The 16,574-nt window shown below is 62.8% G+C and carries 13 protein-coding genes; 8 read left to right on the plus strand and 5 right to left on the minus strand.

The genetic code is table 11. From position 1 onward, the window contains the following. Positions 1–33: 33 nt before the first annotated feature. The 4 genes from rsmA to ACI2JX_RS13970 are packed head-to-tail and all read right to left on the minus strand — an operon-like array spanning position 34 to position 5,939. On the minus strand, positions 34–840 hold the full coding sequence (gene rsmA, locus ACI2JX_RS13955) for a 16S rRNA (adenine(1518)-N(6)/adenine(1519)-N(6))-dimethyltransferase RsmA (protein WP_186552681.1): 807 nt from the start codon (positions 838–840) through the stop codon (positions 34–36). Then, the gene (pdxA, locus tag ACI2JX_RS13960; RefSeq protein ID WP_264235352.1) at positions 837–1,826 is read right to left on the minus strand and encodes a 4-hydroxythreonine-4-phosphate dehydrogenase PdxA; all 990 of its coding nucleotides are present in this window, start codon (positions 1,824–1,826) and stop codon (positions 837–839) included. Before pdxA ends, rsmA begins: the two co-directional genes overlap by 4 nt. After that, positions 1,823–3,142, minus strand: a complete 1,320-nt coding sequence (locus ACI2JX_RS13965; RefSeq protein ID WP_264235353.1) for a peptidylprolyl isomerase — start codon at positions 3,140–3,142, stop codon at positions 1,823–1,825. Before ACI2JX_RS13965 ends, pdxA begins: the two co-directional genes overlap by 4 nt. After that, on the minus strand, positions 3,123–5,939 hold the full coding sequence (locus ACI2JX_RS13970; protein ID WP_392463657.1) for an LPS-assembly protein LptD: 2,817 nt from the start codon (positions 5,937–5,939) through the stop codon (positions 3,123–3,125). The genes ACI2JX_RS13965 and ACI2JX_RS13970 overlap by 20 nt, the downstream gene beginning before the upstream one ends. Before the next feature lie 130 nt (positions 5,940–6,069). Between ACI2JX_RS13970 and ACI2JX_RS13975 the strand changes: the two genes are divergently transcribed. From ACI2JX_RS13975 to ACI2JX_RS13985, 3 genes are read left to right on the plus strand one after another with little or no spacing between them, the layout of a single operon-like run. Further along, positions 6,070–7,086 carry an aminoglycoside phosphotransferase family protein gene (locus tag ACI2JX_RS13975; RefSeq protein WP_404690301.1) on the plus strand — a complete coding sequence of 339 codons (1,017 nt, stop codon included), beginning with the start codon at positions 6,070–6,072 and terminating at the stop codon, positions 7,084–7,086. After that, positions 7,083–7,754, plus strand: a complete 672-nt coding sequence (gene murU, locus ACI2JX_RS13980) for an N-acetylmuramate alpha-1-phosphate uridylyltransferase MurU (protein ID WP_404690302.1) — start codon at positions 7,083–7,085, stop codon at positions 7,752–7,754. The genes ACI2JX_RS13975 and murU overlap by 4 nt, the downstream gene beginning before the upstream one ends. A 1-nt stretch (position 7,755) precedes the next feature. Next, positions 7,756–8,520 carry a TerB family tellurite resistance protein gene (locus tag ACI2JX_RS13985; RefSeq protein ID WP_404690303.1) on the plus strand — a complete coding sequence of 255 codons (765 nt, stop codon included), beginning with the start codon at positions 7,756–7,758 and terminating at the stop codon, positions 8,518–8,520. Between the two features lie 126 nt (positions 8,521–8,646). Here the strand turns inward: ACI2JX_RS13985 and ACI2JX_RS13990 are convergent, their stop codons facing one another. Then, positions 8,647–9,642 carry an alpha/beta hydrolase family protein gene (locus ACI2JX_RS13990; protein ID WP_404690304.1) on the minus strand — a complete coding sequence of 332 codons (996 nt, stop codon included), beginning with the start codon at positions 9,640–9,642 and terminating at the stop codon, positions 8,647–8,649. Positions 9,643–9,737: 95 nt separating this feature from the next. On the opposite strand from ACI2JX_RS13990, the gene ACI2JX_RS13995 reads away from it, so the two are divergent. The 5 genes from ACI2JX_RS13995 to ACI2JX_RS14015 all read left to right on the plus strand — a co-directional run bounded on the left by ACI2JX_RS13995 (position 9,738) and on the right by ACI2JX_RS14015 (position 16,566). After that, positions 9,738–12,125 (plus strand): PAS domain S-box protein, encoded by a 2,388-nt coding sequence (locus ACI2JX_RS13995; protein WP_404690305.1) that lies wholly within the window; start codon positions 9,738–9,740, stop codon positions 12,123–12,125. Between the two features lie 10 nt (positions 12,126–12,135). Beyond that, entirely contained in the window at positions 12,136–12,765 is a 630-nt protein-coding gene (locus ACI2JX_RS14000) for a response regulator transcription factor (protein WP_264235361.1), read from the plus strand. A 290-nt stretch (positions 12,766–13,055) separates the two neighbouring features. Next, positions 13,056–14,180: an ABC transporter ATP-binding protein gene (locus ACI2JX_RS14005; protein ID WP_186552671.1), complete on the plus strand. Its 1,125-nt coding sequence runs from the start codon at positions 13,056–13,058 to the stop codon at positions 14,178–14,180. Between the two features lie 40 nt (positions 14,181–14,220). Then, positions 14,221–15,255 carry an ABC transporter substrate-binding protein gene (locus ACI2JX_RS14010; protein WP_264235362.1) on the plus strand — a complete coding sequence of 345 codons (1,035 nt, stop codon included), beginning with the start codon at positions 14,221–14,223 and terminating at the stop codon, positions 15,253–15,255. A 63-nt stretch (positions 15,256–15,318) separates the two neighbouring features. Continuing rightward, positions 15,319–16,566, plus strand: a complete 1,248-nt coding sequence (locus tag ACI2JX_RS14015; RefSeq protein WP_186552669.1) for an ABC transporter permease — start codon at positions 15,319–15,321, stop codon at positions 16,564–16,566. The last annotated feature ends 8 nt before the right edge of the window (positions 16,567–16,574 follow it).

Below are 16,574 nucleotides of genomic sequence, written 5' to 3' on the forward strand. Positions count from 1 at the left end.
GCGGGGCAGGGGCTGCCCCGCGATCAGTCGCGGTCAGTTGCTCGGCTGTTGCTCAGCCAGCTTGTCGGCCAGGCGCACGAACGCGGCCAGGTCGAGCTGCTCGGGACGCAGGCTGCCGTCTACCCCAGCGGCTTCGATGGCCTGGCTGTCGAGCAGGCCCTTGAGGGTGTTGCGCAAGGTCTTGCGGCGCTGGTTGAAGGCTTCGCGCACCACCCGCTCAAGCAGCAGCGGATCCTTGGCGGGGAACGGCAGCACTTCATGCGGGACCAGGCGCACGATGGCCGAGTCGACTTTCGGCGGCGGGTTGAACGCCCCAGGGCCGACGTTGAACAGGTGTTCGACCCGGCAGTGGTACTGCACCATGATCGACAGGCGGCCCCAATCACCGCCGCCTGGGCCTGCGGCCATGCGCTCGACCACTTCTTTTTGCAGCATGAAGTGCATGTCGCGAATCAGCCCAGCGTGGCTGAGCAGGTGGAAGATCAGTGGCGTGGAGATGTTGTAGGGCAGGTTGCCGACGACCTTCAGGCTGCGCTGCGGCACGCCCAGTTGGTTGAAGTCGAACTTCAGCGCATCACCCTGGTGCAGGCGGAAGTTGTCGCGACCGGCGAACTTGTGCTGAAGAATCGGCACCAGGTCTTTGTCCAGCTCGACCACGTCCAGCTGCGCACCGCTGCCTAGCAGGCCTTCGGTGAGTGCGCCCTGGCCCGGGCCGATTTCCAGCAGGTGCTCACCGGGCTTGGCGTGAATGGCGCGCAGGATGCGGTCGATGATGCCGGCGTCGTGCAGAAAGTTCTGGCCGAAGCGCTTGCGCGCCCGGTGTTGGTAATGCTCGTTCATGGTCGGTTCTCGGCCATCTGGTAGGCGGTGTGCAACGCGACGCGCAGGCTGCCGGTGTCGACCTTGCCAGTGCCGGCAAGGTCCAGAGCCGTGCCGTGGTCAACCGAGGTACGGATGATCGGCAGGCCCAGGGTGACGTTGACGGCCGCGCCGAAACCTTTGTACTTGAGTACCGGCAGGCCTTGGTCGTGGTACATCGCCAGCACCGCGTCGCAGTGCTCCAGATATTTGGGGGTAAACAGGGTATCGGCTGGCAGTGGGCCGCGCAGGTCCATTCCTTCGTTGCGCAGGCGTTGCAGTGCAGGCTCGATGATGTCGATTTCTTCGCGGCCCAGATGGCCGCCTTCACCGGCGTGCGGATTGAGCCCGCACACCAGGATGCGTGGCGTGGCAATGCCGAATTTGTCGCGCAGATCAGCGTGCAGAATGCGCGTGACCCGCTCCAGGCGCTCGCCAGTGATGGCATCGGCGATATCGCGCAGGGGCAGGTGAGTGGTCACCAGCGCCACGCGCAGGCCGTGGGTGGCGAGCATCATCACCACTTGGCTGGTGTGGGTCAGCTCGGCGAGAAACTCGGTATGCCCGGAGAAGGCAATCCCGCTTTCATTGATCACACCCTTGTGTACCGGGGCGGTGATCATGCCCGCGAAGTGTCCGTCCAGGCAGCCTTGGCCAGCCCGGGTCAGGGTCTGCAGTACGAACGCCGCGTTGGCTTTGTCCAACTGCCCTGGCACCACCCTTGCGGCCAGTGGCGTATCCCAGACGTACAGGCTCCCGGCAGGCGCTGCCTGGTCGGGCCATGTGTCGGGGGTTACCGGCAGCAGGCTGACCGCCAGCCCCAGCTGCGCGGCCCGCTCGGCGAGCAGGTCACGGCTGGTGATGGCAATCAGGGGGTGAGGCTGGGCCTCGGTGGCGAGCAGTAGGCACAGGTCAGGACCTATGCCAGCGGGCTCGCCGGGCGTGACGGCGAAGCGCAGGGGCTTCACTGGGCGGCCTGGTCAGCGCCAGGCAGCTTGATCTCAACGTAGGCTTCGTCGCGGATCTGGCGCAGCCAGGTCTGCAGCTCTTCGTCGTATTTGCGGTTACGCAGGACGGTCAGGGCTTGTTGCTCGCGAGCCTGTTCAGTGCTGTCGGTGGCGCGACGGCCCAGCACTTCCAGCACGTGCCAGCCGTACTGGGTACGGAATGGCTTGGTGACTTGGCCTTGCTGGGCATTGGCCATTTGCTCGCGGAACTCTGGCACCAGGCTGTTCGGGTCGACCCAGTTGAGGTCGCCGCCGTTGAGCGCCGAACCGGGATCTTCCGAGAAGCTTTTCGCCAGGGTGGCGAAGTCTTCACCGTTCTGGATGCGGTCGTAGAGTTTCTCGGCCAGTTGTTCGGTGGCCGCTTCGCTACGGATTTCGCTCGGCTTGATCAGGATGTGACGCACGTGCACTTCGTCACGCAGCACGCTCTCGCTGCCGCCACGCTTCTCCTCAAGCTTGATGATGAGGAAGCCGCTAGGTATGCGCAGTGGCTGGGAGATGTCGCCAACGGCCATGCTGCTGAGCAGCTTGGCGAACTCTGGCGGCAGCTGGGCGGCTTTACGCCAGCCCATTTCGCCGCCTTCCAGGGCGTTCTCGCTGGCCGAATGCTGGATGGCCATCTGGCCAAAGTCCTTGCCTTGCTTGAGCTGCTGGTAAATATCGCCAACCCGGCCTGCGGCCGCCTGGATGGCTTGCGAGTTGGCGCCGTCCGGGGTTGGGATGAGGATATTGGCCAGGCGGTACTCTTCCGACATCTGCATCTTGCCCAGGTCCGAGGCGAGGAAGTTCTTCACTTCCTGCTCGGAAACCTGAATGCGCTCAGCTACCCGACGCTGGCGCACACGGCTGATGATCATCTCGCGCTTGACCTGCTCGCGAGCGTCATCGAACGACAAACCGTCATGGGCCAGGGCGGCGCGGAACTGATCCAGCGACATGCCATTGCGCTGGGCAATGGTGGCGATGGCCTGGTTCAGCTCTTCATCGGTGATGCGGATGCCCGAGCGTTCGCCAATCTGCAATTGCAGGTTTTCGACGATCAGGCGTTCCAGGACCTGTTGATCCAGCGCGCCCGGAGGTGGAGTGCCGCCGCCGCGCTTGGCGATGGTTTGCTCGACCTCACGGACCCGCTGGTCCAGCTGGCTCTTCATGACCACGTCGTTATCGACGATGGCCACGACACTGTCCAAAGGTTGTACCGCGGCATGCACCGCGCCACTCAGCATTACAGCGCCCAGCATCAGCGGGCGCAGGCGATCAATAAGCTTGGTCTTCACGTGTACGGTAACCTTGAATGCCTTTGTCGAGGAAGGTCTCGACCTTGTTGCCCACCACGCCACCGAGGCCTTTCAGCACGATCTGCAGGAAGACACCGTGGTCGCCTTTTTCGTTCTGTGGAACGGCCTGGCTGAAGTCGTCGTAGTCGATCCAGTAACGGTTGATCAGGCGCAGTTTCCAGCAGCAGTTGTCGTACTCGAAACCGCCCATGGCTTCCAGGGTGCGGTTGCGGTTGTAGTCATGCTGCCAACGTGCGATGACGCTCCACTGCGGCACGATCGGCCAGATGACCGAGAAGTCGTGCTGCTGGATCTTGTAGTAGTCCTTGATGTAGTTCGGGCTGCCAGGTGTACCGTAGTCACCGCCGCCCACTTGCCACTGACCGGTCGCCGAGTCGTAGCGCACCAAGTCGTTGCGGTAGCGGTAGCCCAGGTTGACGATCTTGTTCGGCTCGTCTTCTGGCTGGTAGTGGAACATCGCGCTACCCGAACGTGGGCTGCGGCTGTCCGGATCCCAGTTGTAGTCGGAGTTGAAGCGCCAGTCGCGGTTGAAGGCGAACTGGTACTCGAGCGCGATAGGCGATACGTCGGACTGAGCATCCTCGCGGCCGCGCCAGTCGATACCTGGCAGCTGGACCTTGCGGTCTTTGAAGTACAGCGCCTGGCCGATGCTGAAGCGTTGACGCTCGAAGCCGTTTTCCTCGATCCAGCGGTTGGTTACACCCAGCGACAGCTTGTTCTCGTCACCGATCCGGTCAGAGCCGCTGAAGCGGTTGTCGCGGAACAGCGAGGTATAGTTGAAGTAGGTTTCACCGGTATCGAAGACTGGAATGTCCTTCTGATCTTCGTATGGGACGTAGAGGTAGTACAGGCGCGGCTCAAGTGTCTGGCGATAGTTCTTGCCGAACCATTGGGTGCTGCGGTCGAAGTACAGGCCGCTGTCGACGCTGAGGACCGGCACGCTACGGCTTTGCGAACTCGAGAAGTTACCCTGCAGATCACGTACGGCATCGGAAGCGTTGGCGAGGTCATTTTTGCCTTTGCCATCGAGGTCGAGGTCGTAATGGGTGTAGACGTACTTCAGCGTTGGCTTGATGTAGCCGTAACTGGCCTCAAGTGGCAGGCTGATCGCTGGCGCAGCATTCAGACGAGTACCGTTGGCGCGGGCCAGGCCGAAGACGTTCTGGTCGATACGACCACCGTCGGCGCGAATACTGGTATCCAGTTCGCCATCTTCGTTGAAGACGCTACCGCTCTTGAGATCACGTTCGAAGCGCACGGCTTCGGTCTTGTAGCTGAAGTCCAGACCGCCCGGGTGGTACGGCAGCATGCCGTTGAGGGTGATCTGAGGCAACTTGTCGTATGGCGTGATACGAGAAATGGTGGCCATTTCGTAGGCGTGTGCATTCAGGCGTGCGGTGTAACCTTCGCCACGATAGGTCAGGGCGCCTTGCTGGTTGACCACCTCACGGCTTTCCACGCCGATCTGATCTGTCTCCAGATCCTGGAAGTAGAACGGATCACTGATGTCGGTGTAGTCGACTTCAGTCATCAGGCGCTCATCGAGGCCACCTTTGTGCTGCCAGTTGATCATCCAGCGCCGATCTTTGTAGTCGGTCTGGTCTTTACGATCGTCGTTCTTATCGTTCAGGTAGCCGCCACCGAACTGACCTTCGCTCGATTTGGTCAGATAGCGGAACTCGCCTTCCATCAGCAAGCCGCGCTTAGTCATGTAGCGTGGGTACAACGTAGCGTCGTAGTTCGGCGCCAGGTTGAAGTAGTACGGCGTGACCAGCATGAAGCCGGTGTCGCTGCTGGTGCTGAACGAAGGTGGCAGGAAGCCGGACTGGCGACGGTCGTCGATCGGGAAGTAGATGTACGGTGTGTAGAACACCGGGAAATCCTTGACCCGCAGGGTGACGTTGGTCGCGGTACCGAAGCCGGTAGCCGGGTTCAGGGTGATGTTGTTGCCCTTGAGCTGCCAGGCGTTGCTGCCAGGCTCACAGGTGGTGTAGGTACCATCCTTGAGGCGGATGATGGCGTTCTCGCCACGCTTGGCGTACAGCGCGTTACCGCGGATGCGCGACTTGTGCATCACGTATTCGGCGTTGTCGACCTGGGCTTCACCGGTGTCGAGCTGGATCTGCGCCTCGTCACCAACCACCAGCGAGCCGTTGTCACGGATCTTGACGTTGCCCTTGAGCTCGCCACGGTTCTCGGTCTGGTAGAGGTTGGCCTCGTCGGCTTCGACCTGCATGCTGCCCTGGCGCATGACCACGTCACCGGCCAGAGTAGCGATCTGCTGCTCTTGCTGGTACTTGGAGACCTTGGCATTGATGTAGGTCGGCGACTCGTCCTTGGGCGTGGTGTCATCCATGCCTGGGCGGATCGGCTCGACATAGGCGCCAGCGCAGTACGGGCCAGTCTCGGCCAGCTGGGCAGCGGTGAGCTTCTCGCGCGGGACCCAGTCCAGATGGCTGTAGTCTTCGCTGCGGGTTTTCAGGCCACGGCCTTTGGCCTCGGTGACCAGCATCGGCTTGGGCTCGCCATCGGCGCCGACTTCAGTGGCCTGGGCTTCGGTGCCGGAACTGAGCGCAGCGCCATCGTGCACAGGGCGCGGCGGCAAGTTGCTGACAGAGGTTTTGGGCTTGCAGTCCCAACCACCGGAGGCGGACACTTGGCAGTCAAACTGCTCGGCAGCCACCACGTACGAGGTGGCCAGTGGTTGCAGTACCAGCAAACCGCCAGTGACCAACAACGGAAACTTTCTACGAAACGCGGGGGATTTCAATGCCATCTTATTAGTCCGGGCTTCCTGCGTGCCATCTGCCCGCGTGTGGGGCCGCACGCCTCTCGATGGTCTGAAAAAGATGCTGGATAATAAAGCATGACCCGCTTGACGGCTAGGGCCGTCGGAGACCCTTGTAATGCCCGATCATGATCTACGCCTTGAACTACTCAAAGACTGGCTCAAACAGCAACTGCTCGCCCTGTTCCAGATAAACGGCTGGGGCGAGCTGCCCGAAGGTACTCTGACCGCCGCCAGCAGTGACGCCAGCTTCCGTCGTTATTTCCGCTGGCAGGGCGCCAATCGCAGCTTTGTGGTCATGGATGCACCGCCGCCGCAGGAAAACTGCCGTCCCTTCGTCGAGATCGACCACTTGTTGGCCAGCGCCGATGTGCATGTGCCGCTGATTCATGCCCAGGACCTGGAACGCGGCTTCCTGTTGCTCGGCGATCTCGGCCACCAGACATACCTGGACATTATTAATCCCCAGAATGCCGATGGCCTGTTCGCCGATGCCATCGACGCCCTGTTGGCCTTGCAGCGCCTGCCCATGACCGCGCCGCTGCCCAGCTATGACGATGCCTTGCTGCGCCGTGAGCTGGAACTGTTCCCCGAGTGGTACGTCGGCCGCGAGCTCGGTGTCGCCCTGACTGCAACGCAGCTAGCAACCTGGCAGCGCGTCAGCCAACTGTTGATCGACAGCGCTCTGGCTCAGCCCAAGGTGCTGGTGCACCGCGACTACATGCCGCGCAACCTCATGCACAGCGAGCCCAATCCTGGCGTGCTGGACTTCCAGGATGCGGTCTACGGCCCAGTCACCTACGACATTACCTGCCTGTTCAAGGATGCTTTCCTCAGCTGGCCGCAGGCGCGGGTAGAGGGTTGGTTGGGTGATTACTGGGAGAAGGCGCGGGTCGCTGGCATTCCAGTGCAATCCGATTTCGAGGCATTTCACCGCGCCAGCGACCTGATGGGTGTGCAGCGTCACCTCAAGGTGATCGGTATCTTCGCGCGCATCTGCCACCGCGACGGCAAGCCGCGTTACCTCGGCGACGTTCCGCGTTTCTTCGCCTATATAGATGAAGTGATCGGCCGCCGGCCGGAATTGGCTGAGCTGGGTGCACTGATCGCTGAACTGAAGGCAGCTCGTCCATGAAGGCAATGATCCTGGCGGCGGGCAAGGGTGAGCGCATGCGCCCGCTGACCCTGCACACTCCAAAACCACTGGTGCCGGTGGCGGGACAGCCGCTGATCGAGTATCACCTGCGCGCCCTGGCTGCAGCCGGTGTCAGCGAAGTGGTGATCAACCACGCCTGGCTGGGGCAGCAGATCGAAGATCACCTGGGCGATGGCAGCCGCTTTGGCTTGAGCATCCGCTATTCGGCCGAAGGCGAGCCGCTGGAGACCGGTGGCGGAATCTTCAAGGCGCTGCCAATGCTGGGCGAGGCGCCGTTTCTGTTGGTCAACGGCGATGTCTGGAGCGACTACGATTTTCGCCAGTTGAATAAACCGCTCGAGGGTTTGGCTCATCTGGTGCTGGTCGACAACCCAGGGCACCACGGCCGGGGCGACTTCCGTTTGCAGGGCGCGCAGGTGGTCGATGGCGACGATGCCCCGGGGACGCTGACCTTCAGCGGCATCTCGGTGTTGGACCCGGCGTTGTTCGCAGGGTGCCAACCTGGCGCTTTCAAGCTGGCGCCGTTGCTTCGTCAAGCGATGACCCAGGGCAAGGTCACCGGTGAACACCATGGCGGCCTCTGGGTCGACGTCGGCACCCTGGATCGCTTGGCCGAGGTTGAGCGCTTGATTGGCGAGCGCGCCTGACATGTGGTGGCCGAGCACAGTGATTGGTGCTGGAGCGGGCTTTGCAGTGGCCAGTATCCCTGGCGCATTGCTGGGCGCCTTGCTAGGTCAGGCCATGGACCGACGCCTGCGGCTGCGCGGTTGGGAGGATGTGCGCGAGCGCCTGGGCGGGCGCCCGGCGCTGCGCGATGAAGAGCTGTTGTTCGTGCTGCTCGGGCGGCTGGCCAAGAGCGATGGCCGGGTAGCGGACGGGCATATCCAGCAGGCGCGTCAGGAGATGGCGCGGCTGGACATGGCCGAGCCAGCCCGCTTGCGGGCGATTGCCGCATTCAATCGCGGCAAGTCCGGCAAGGACCGTCTCGGCCGCTATCTGCACCGCATCAAGCAGCAGCCACATGCCGCAGAAGGCACGCTGCGTGCGTGCTGGCGGATGGTGTGGGCCGATGGCAAGGCCGGGCGCCAGGAGCGTGATCTGGTCTTGGCTTGGGGGCAACAGCTGGGGCTGAGCCGGCGCCAGGCGCAAGCGCTGTCGCTGGAGTACGAGCCGCGCAAGACCACCGCCGAGGGCACGACCTTGACCTATGCGGCGGCGTTGCGCCTGCTCGGGGTTGAGGCGGATACCGCGGGGGACAAGGTCAAGCAGGCTTATCGGCGCCTGCTGAGCCGGCACCACCCTGACAAATTGGTGGGCAATGGCGCCAGTGAGGCGCAGGTGCGTGAGGCGACCGAGAAAACCCGGGAGCTGCATCAGGCCTATGCGTTGATTCGCAAGCGTCGTGGGTTGTAGGGCCTGGGTGTGAGGTGGTCGCTGCTGTCCTTATCGCGGGGCAAGCCCGCTCCCACGCCCCCCCTGTAGAGAAAATTCGGCGTGGGAGCGGGCTTGCCCAGCGATGAGGCCATTGAATCCGCCAGATTACTCCTGAGGCGACAGCCATCCTCGAACCCGCCGGAACAGCTGCTCTTGCTCTGCGGCCTTGTTGCCTGGCATGGCAATCAGCGACAACTGCCGATATTGACTGTCCTTCTGCCGCTTGCTGGCTTGCAAGCGCAATTGGGCTGCGTGCCGGTCGCCAGTACGGGTGGCGTAATAGAGATCGGCGGCTGGCACCTTGAGCGTCGGCGTCAGGCTCTCCAGGTCATGCTCCACCCGGGCCGGGGTCTGCGCCGCGACCATCACCAGCTTCTGCACCTGCGGCGGTTGCTTCTCGCTCAGGTAGCGCGCCGCCCAATAGGCACCGCTGCCATTACCTAACAGCACGATGCTGCGGGCTTTCTGCTCCTGGGCATAGGCCACGGCCGCGTCCAGCCGGGCAAAGATCCGCTCGGCGTCGGCCTGATCGTTGTGTTCGCTGGCCTCGACGGCATCGGTGCTCTGCGCAGTATCGGCCTCGGGCGCGGTGGCCTGGGCGACGTTGGCATTGGCATCGGCAGGGGTGTCCTTGGCTGGAGCGCTTTCGCCAGTGCCTTTGTCAGGCTGCGGTGCAGGCGTGCTCTCGACGCGCGCCTGGGGGCTGTCGGCGAGTAAGTCCGGCAGACTCACGCTCAGGGTGTGCCAGCCCGCATCAGGGAATTTGCTTCGCAGAGGGCCGACCGTGGTGGGCCAATCGGCATTTTCTCCAGCGCCCGGCACGATGATCAGTGCACCTTTAGGGTCGCTGTCGTTGGCCGGTTTCCACAATGCCAGGAAGCTCTCGTTACCGGCCTGCAACGTTTGTTGCTCAGCTTTGGCCACCCGGCGTTCGAGCGCCTGGGCATCTTCCTGGCTACGTTCGAGCAGCGCCGCGCGCGGAGTGGGGACGGCAGCTTCAGCGGCCGGTGCGGCCTTCTCGGCGTCTTCGGCCTGTGCGCCCAGCGGTAGGATCGAGGCCAGGCAGAACATTGCCAGCGTCGTGCGATAAAGTGTCAACATGAATCAACCCAAGACCAGAATGATACCGGCAGCCTAATAGTATTTATCCGCGACGGCCACGAGTGATGGCCGCGCTTGCCAAGACGAGCGTAGAGATGAAGCGAATGCGTCGCCTGTTGGTTATCGGCTGCTTGTGCCTGCCCTTGATCGCTTTGGCCAGGCCCTCGCCTGCGCCGACGGTGGCGCTGGAACCGGCCCAGCAGCAATGGCTGGAAGAACACCGCAGCCTGCGTGTTGGCCTGGTGCTGCAAGCGCCGTACGCGCAGTTCGACCGGCGCCTGCAGCAGCTGTATGGGGCCAATGTCGAGTTGGTCAACTGGCTGGCCCAGGCGCTGCGCCTGGATCTGACCTGGCGCAACTTCGCCGACCAGGCAGCCCTGGAGCATGCGCTGCAGGCCGGTGAGATCGATTTCGCCCCAGGCCTTACGCAAACTCCGGCCAGTCTGCGCTTGTGGTTGTTCAGCGACCCCTACATGCGCGTCCCGCAATTGATGGTCGGCCCGCGTACCGGCGCGGTGGCGGTCGAGCTTGAAAAAATTGGCGCGGGTGAGCGGGTTGCGGTGCGCATGCCCAGCACCCTGGCCGATTACCTGCGGGGCAACTACGCCAACCTCAACTTGCAGGGTGTACCTAACGAACGCCAGGCCCTGCGGTTGCTGCTGGGCGGGCAGGCGAGCTATGCCGTGTTGGACGAGGCCCAGCTCAGCCGGTTGTCGCGCGAGAGTGAGTTCAGTGATCTGGCGGTGGTCGGCGATATCGGCCTGCCACAGTTGCTGCGGGTTGGCTCCAGGCGTGATTGGCCGTTACTGGCCGATGTGCTGGAGCGCGGTCTACAGGCCATGCCAGCCAAAGAGCTGGAGCAGTTGCACCAGCGCTGGCTGCAACCGAAGTATCCGCGCCTGAGTGACAGCACAGGCTTCTGGCAGAATTTGGCGCTGCTGTTCGGCATGCTGCTGCTGTGCGCCATCGCCACGCTGGTCTGGCAGCGTCGCCAGCAGCGGCAGTTGGAGCGCAGCCTGCTGGCGGCCAGGGATAACCTGCATGAACGCCAGGCGCGGGAAGAAGCGCTGCGTTTGAGCCAGTTCTCTATCGACCAGAGCACCGTGGGCATTCTCTGGGTCAATTGGGACAGTCATGTGCGCTACGCCAACCATGCCGCAGAACGCATGCTGGGGTATGGCGAAGGCGAACTGCTCGAGCGGCCGTTGATCGATTTCGAGCCGAATCTGCAAATGGATCGCTGGCTTGAACTGTGGAAGCGTGCCCGCACCGGTGATGGCGGCGCCCAGCAGTTCGAAAGCCAGTGCCTGCGCGCCGACGGCAGCCTGCTGCCGGTCGACCTGTCGCTGAGCTTTCTGCGTTTTCGCGATGCCGAGTACCTGGTGGTGTTCCTCACCGATGTTACCGAGCGCCGCCGTGCCCTGGCCGCCCTGCGCGAAAGCGAGGCGCGGCTCAAGGGCATCGCTGGCAACGTGCCGGGGCTGGTGTTCCGCCTGGAGCGTGATCCGGCCGAGGGCGATCTGGAGTTTCCCTACATCAGTGAAGGCAGCGAGGCGTTGGTGGGCTACGCGCCGGCAGCGATCCAACACCCTGAGATGGGCCTGCGTAACTTGGTCCATCCGCAGGACCGCGCCGACTATCACCGCGTCCAGGACCTGGCCCTGGCCAACAATCAGGACTGGTCCTGGCAGGGGCGCATCCTCACCCGCCAGGGCGAGCAGCGCTGGGCCGATATCAAGGCCAGTACCCGGCGCCTGGCCGATGGACGGGTGGTGTGGGACGGTGTGGTCTGGGACATCACCCAGAGCAAGCGGGCCGAGCTGGCCCTGGCGCAATCCCAAGGACAGTTGCGCGAGTTGTCGGCGCACCTGGAAAGCGTGCGCGAGGAAGAGAAGGCGCGCATCGCCCGAGAGGTACACGATGAGCTGGGGCAGATGCTCACCGTGCTCAAGCTAGAGGTGTCGATGTGCGAGCTGGCCTATGCCGAACTCGACCCTGGGCTCAACGAACGCCTGACCAGCATGAAGCGCCTGATCGCCCAGCTGTTCCAACTGGTGCGTGACGTGGCCACCGCCCTGCGTCCGCCGATCCTGGATGCGGGCATCGCTTCGGCCATCGAATGGCAGGCGCGGCGTTTCGAGGCGCGCACGCAGATTCCTTGCCTGGTGCAAGTGCCGGAGCATCTGCCAGCCTTGAGTGATGCCAAGGCCACGGGGCTATTTCGCATCCTCCAGGAGGCATTGACCAACGTGATGCGCCACGCTCAGGCTCATACCGTGCAGATCGAACTGGTGCACGAGCATGACGTACTGCGCATGAGCATCATCGATGATGGGGTAGGATTTTGCACCGATCAGGCCAGGCCAACGTCCTTTGGCCTGGTGGGAGTGCGCGAGCGGGTCCTGATGCTTGGCGGCAGCATGACTCTGGACAGTGAGCCAGGTGAAGGCAGTAGCCTGAGTGTGAGCATTCCTCTGGATTAGGAGAGTAAGCGTGATTCGAGTGCTGGTGGCCGAAGACCACACCATAGTTCGTGAAGGCATCAAGCAGTTGATCGGCCTGGCCAAGGACATGCAGGTGGCGGGGGAGGCCGGCAATGGCGAGCAATTGCTCGAGACCCTGCGCCACACCCCTTGTGAAGTGGTGTTGCTGGATATCTCCATGCCTGGGGTCAATGGCCTGGAGGCGATCCCGCGGATCCGCGCGTTGAACAACCCACCAGCGATCTTGATGTTGTCGATGCATGATGAAGCGCAGATGGCCGCCCGCGCCTTGAAAGCGGGCGCCGCTGGCTACGCCACCAAGGACAGCGATCCGGCGCTGTTGCTCACCGCTATTCGCCGGGTAGCCGGAGGCGGGCGCTATATCGACCCATCGCTGGCCGACCGGATGGTCTTCGAGGTTGGCCTGACCGAGACCCGGCCGCTGCATACCTTGCTTTCGGAACGTGAGTTCTCGGTCTTCGAGCGCCTCGCCCAAGGCGCCAACGTCAACGACATCGCCCAGCAACTGGCGCTGTCGAGCAAGACCATCAGCACCCACAAGGCGCGACTGATGCAGAAGCTCAAGGTTAACTCGCTGGCGGAGCTGGTCAAGTACGCCATGGAGCACAAGTTGGTGTGAGTGTTCTGCTTGCGACATGGCCAGGTTCCCGGCTTGCCCCATACCTGTAGGAGCGGGCTTGCCCGCGATGGCTGAAAGCCAGGCATTAGAGGAGGCCGCGCCGGCGTTATCGCGAGGCAAGCCCGCTCCCGCGTAGCGATTGATTTATCTGAGGGCGTCAGCCTTGTAGGGCAATCCCTACACACAATCTTCCAACTGGATGATGGCATTCTCTCAGCACCCCCGATTTGCGGGCACTTGCGCCTTCTCTAACCTTCACTCACGCAGTCATCCAACAAGAAGGTGCAGGCATGAGCGAGGCGAATTCGAACGCTGCCACCAGCGAGACGCTGGTCAGTTTCCGTGGTGTGCAGAAGAGCTACGACGGCGAATCGCTGATCGTCAAAGACCTCAACCTGGACATCCGCAAGGGCGAGTTCCTCACCTTGCTGGGCCCTTCCGGTTCGGGCAAGACCACCAGCCTGATGATGCTGGCCGGCTTCGAAACGCCCACCGCTGGCGAGATCCAGCTGGCGGGTCGCTCGATCAACAACGTGCCGCCGCACAAGCGCGACATCGGCATGGTGTTCCAGAACTACGCGCTGTTCCCGCATATGACCGTGGCCGAGAACCTGGCCTTCCCCTTGAGCGTGCGCAACCTGAGCAAGACCGACATCAGCGAGCGGGTCAAGCGCGTGCTCGGCATGGTCCAGCTCGATGCCTTCGCCAAGCGCTACCCAGGCCAGCTCTCCGGTGGCCAGCAACAGCGGGTGGCCCTGGCCCGTGCGCTGGTGTTCGAGCCGCAGCTGGTTCTGATGGACGAGCCACTCGGCGCCCTCGACAAGCAGCTGCGCGAACACATGCAGATGGAGATCAAGCACATCCACCAGCGCCTTGGCGTAACCGTGGTGTACGTGACCCACGACCAGGGCGAGGCTTTGACCATGTCCGACCGTGTGGCGGTGTTCCATCAAGGTGAAATCCAGCAGATCGCCGACCCGCGCACCCTCTATGAAGAGCCGCGCAACACCTTCGTCGCCAACTTCATCGGCGAGAACAACCGCCTCAACGGCACCCTGCTGGCGCGCAATGGCGAGCGTTGCCAGGTGCAGCTGGCGCGTGGCGAGCGGGTCGAGGCGCTGGCGGTCAACGTTGGCGAGGCGGGCGATCCGGTGACCTTGTCGATCCGCCCCGAGCGCGTACGGCTCAATGGCCACAGTGAAAGCTGCGTCAACCGCTTCTCCGGGCGGGTGGCCGAGTTCATCTACTTGGGCGACCACGTGCGGGTGCGCCTGGAAGTCTGCGGCAAAGGCGACTTCTTCGTGAAGCAGCCGATTGCCGAACTCGACCCGGCCCTGGCCGTGGGCGATGTGGTACCGCTTGGCTGGGAGGTCGAGCACGCTCGCGCGCTCGACCCGATTGCCGAAGCCCACTGATGGTTCGCTTAACCAACCCTGTACTGTGGAGAGAATAATAATGCGCAAGCAGTTGAAACTGACCGCCCTGGCCCTCGGCCTGTTCGCCGCAGGCCAAGCCCTGGCCGCGGACTTGACCGTGGTGTCGTTCGGCGGGGCCAACAAGGCCGCCCAGGTCAAGGCGTTCTACGAGCCGTGGGAGAAGGCTGGCAAGGGCAAGATCGTCGCGGGTGAGTACAACGGCGAGATGGCCAAGGTCAAAGCCATGGTCGACACCAAAAGCGTGTCGTGGAACCTGGTCGAGGTCGAGTCGCCGGAGCTGGCTCGTGGTTGCGACGAGGGCATGTTCGAAGAACTCGACCCCGCGCTGTTCGGTGACGAGGCCGACTACGTGCCCGGCGCTATCCAGCCATGCGGCGTAGGCTTCTTCGTCTGGTCCACGGTACTGGCGTACAACGCTGACAAGCTCAAGACCGCACCCACCAGTTGGGCCGATTTCTGGGACACCAAGCAATTCCCGGGCAAGCGTGGCCTGCGCAAAGGCGCCAAGTACACCCTGGAATTCGCCTTGATGGCTGACGGCGTCGCACCCAAGGACGTGTACAAGGTGCTCGCCACCAAAGAGGGTGTAGACCGCGCCTTCAAGAAACTCGACGAGCTCAAGCCGAGCATTCAGTGGTGGGAAGCCGGCGCCCAGCCGCCACAGTACCTGGCCTCGGGTGACGTGGTCATGAGCTCGGCCTATAACGGCCGGATCGCCGCGGTACAGAAAGAGAGCAACCTCAAGGTGGTGTGGAACGGCGGCATCTACGACTTCGACGCCTGGGCCATCCCCAAAGGCGCCAAGGACGTGGAAGAGGCTAAGAAGTTCATCGCCTACACCGTGCAGCCCGAGCAGCAGAAGACCTACTCGGAGAACATCGCCTACGGCCCGGCCAACTCCAAGGCCGTACCGCTGCTGGCCGATGCCGTGAAGAAAGACATGCCGACCACGCCTGAGAACATCGCCAACCAGGTGCAGATCGACGTGGCTTTCTGGGCCGACAACAGCGAGCAACTGGAGCAACGCTTCAACGCTTGGGCTGCGAAGAAGTAACTGCGCCATCGGAGCGCCGGGCACTTCCGGCGCTCCCTGTTTCCCAGATTTTCGGAGTTCGCCATGGCCATTGCAGTGCCCCTTAAAGAAGGCGCAGGTCCAAACCTGAAACAGCGCCTCAAGCATGCCGAGCGGGTCAACCGCTGGAAGGCCCAGGCGTTGATCGCGCCGCTGGCGCTGTTCCTGCTGCTGGTGTTCCTGGTGCCGATCGCGGCGCTGTTGTACAAAAGCGTCGGCAACCCCGAGGTGGTCGCCGGCCTGCCGCGGACCGTCGAGGCGATCGAGCAGTGGGACGGCAAAAGCCTACCGGGCGAAGAGGTCTACAAGGCGCTGAGCCTGGACCTGCCCGAGGCGCGCAAGAACCAGACCCTGGGCGATCTGTCCAAACGCTTGAACATGGAGCTGGCCGGTTATCGCAGCCTGCTGTCGAAGACTGCGCGGGCGCTGCCGTTGAAGACTGAACCTGGCTCTTATAAAGAAGCACTGCAAACGCTCGATGAGCGTTGGGGCGATCCGGCCTATTGGCAGGCGATCCGCCGCAATACCAGCACCGTCACCCCGTATTACTTGCTGGCCTCGGTCGACCATCGTATCGACGACCTGGGTGAGCTGGCCAAGGCCACGCCAGACCAGGCGATCTACCTGGATATTTTCGCCCGCACCCTGTGGATGGGTGTGGTGATCACTGTTATCTGCTTGTTGTTGGCCTACCCGCTGGCCTATCTGCTAGCCAACCTGCCAACCCGGCAGAGCAACTTGTTGATGATCCTGGTGCTGTTGCCGTTCTGGACCTCGATCCTGGTGCGGGTCGCGGCCTGGATCGTGCTGTTGCAGTCGGGTGGATTGATCAACAGTGCGCTGATGGCCATGGGCATCATCGATGAGCCGCTGGAGTTGGTGTTCAACCGCACAGGTGTGTACATCTCGATGGTGCACATCCTGCTGCCGTTCATGATCCTGCCGCTGTACAGCGTGATGAAGGGCATCTCGCCGAGCTATATGCGCGCCGCAATCTCGCTGGGTTGCCATCCGTTCGCCAGTTTCTGGCGGGTGTACTTCCCGCAGACCTACGCCGGCGTGGGCGCTGGCTGCTTGTTGGTGTTCATCCTGGCCATCGGCTACTACATCACCCCGGCGTTGCTGGGCAGCCCGAACGACCAGATGGTCAGCTATTTCGTCGCCTTCTATACCAACACCAGCATCAACTGGGGCATGGCCACTGCGTTGGGCGGGCTGTTGCTGCTGGCGACCGTGCTGTTGTACCTGATCTATAGCTGGCTGGTGGGCGCTAGCCGCCTGCGCTTGAGCTGAGGAGCCTT

This window comes from Pseudomonas sp. NPDC088890 (genome assembly GCF_044900155.1).
Classification (GTDB): Bacteria; Pseudomonadota; Gammaproteobacteria; order Pseudomonadales; family Pseudomonadaceae; genus Aquipseudomonas; species Aquipseudomonas urmiensis.

What these genes read in the sequence shown, in the direction of transcription:
- ACI2JX_RS13975 (WP_404690301.1), top strand. Translation starts at nt 6,070, where the DNA reads ATGCCCGATCATGATCTACGCCTTGAACTACTCAAAGACTGGCTCAAA.
- ACI2JX_RS13995 (WP_404690305.1), top strand. Translation starts at nt 9,738, where the DNA reads ATGAAGCGAATGCGTCGCCTGTTGGTTATCGGCTGCTTGTGCCTGCCC.
- murU (WP_404690302.1), top strand. Translation starts at nt 7,083, where the DNA reads ATGAAGGCAATGATCCTGGCGGCGGGCAAGGGTGAGCGCATGCGCCCG.
- ACI2JX_RS13970 (WP_392463657.1), bottom strand. Translation starts at nt 5,939, where the DNA reads ATGGCATTGAAATCCCCCGCGTTTCGTAGAAAGTTTCCGTTGTTGGTC.
- ACI2JX_RS14005 (WP_186552671.1), top strand. Translation starts at nt 13,056, where the DNA reads ATGAGCGAGGCGAATTCGAACGCTGCCACCAGCGAGACGCTGGTCAGT.
- ACI2JX_RS13990 (WP_404690304.1), bottom strand. Translation starts at nt 9,642, where the DNA reads ATGTTGACACTTTATCGCACGACGCTGGCAATGTTCTGCCTGGCCTCG.
- ACI2JX_RS14010 (WP_264235362.1), top strand. Translation starts at nt 14,221, where the DNA reads ATGCGCAAGCAGTTGAAACTGACCGCCCTGGCCCTCGGCCTGTTCGCC.
- ACI2JX_RS13985 (WP_404690303.1), top strand. Translation starts at nt 7,756, where the DNA reads ATGTGGTGGCCGAGCACAGTGATTGGTGCTGGAGCGGGCTTTGCAGTG.
- ACI2JX_RS14015 (WP_186552669.1), top strand. Translation starts at nt 15,319, where the DNA reads ATGGCCATTGCAGTGCCCCTTAAAGAAGGCGCAGGTCCAAACCTGAAA.
- rsmA (WP_186552681.1), bottom strand. Translation starts at nt 840, where the DNA reads ATGAACGAGCATTACCAACACCGGGCGCGCAAGCGCTTCGGCCAGAAC.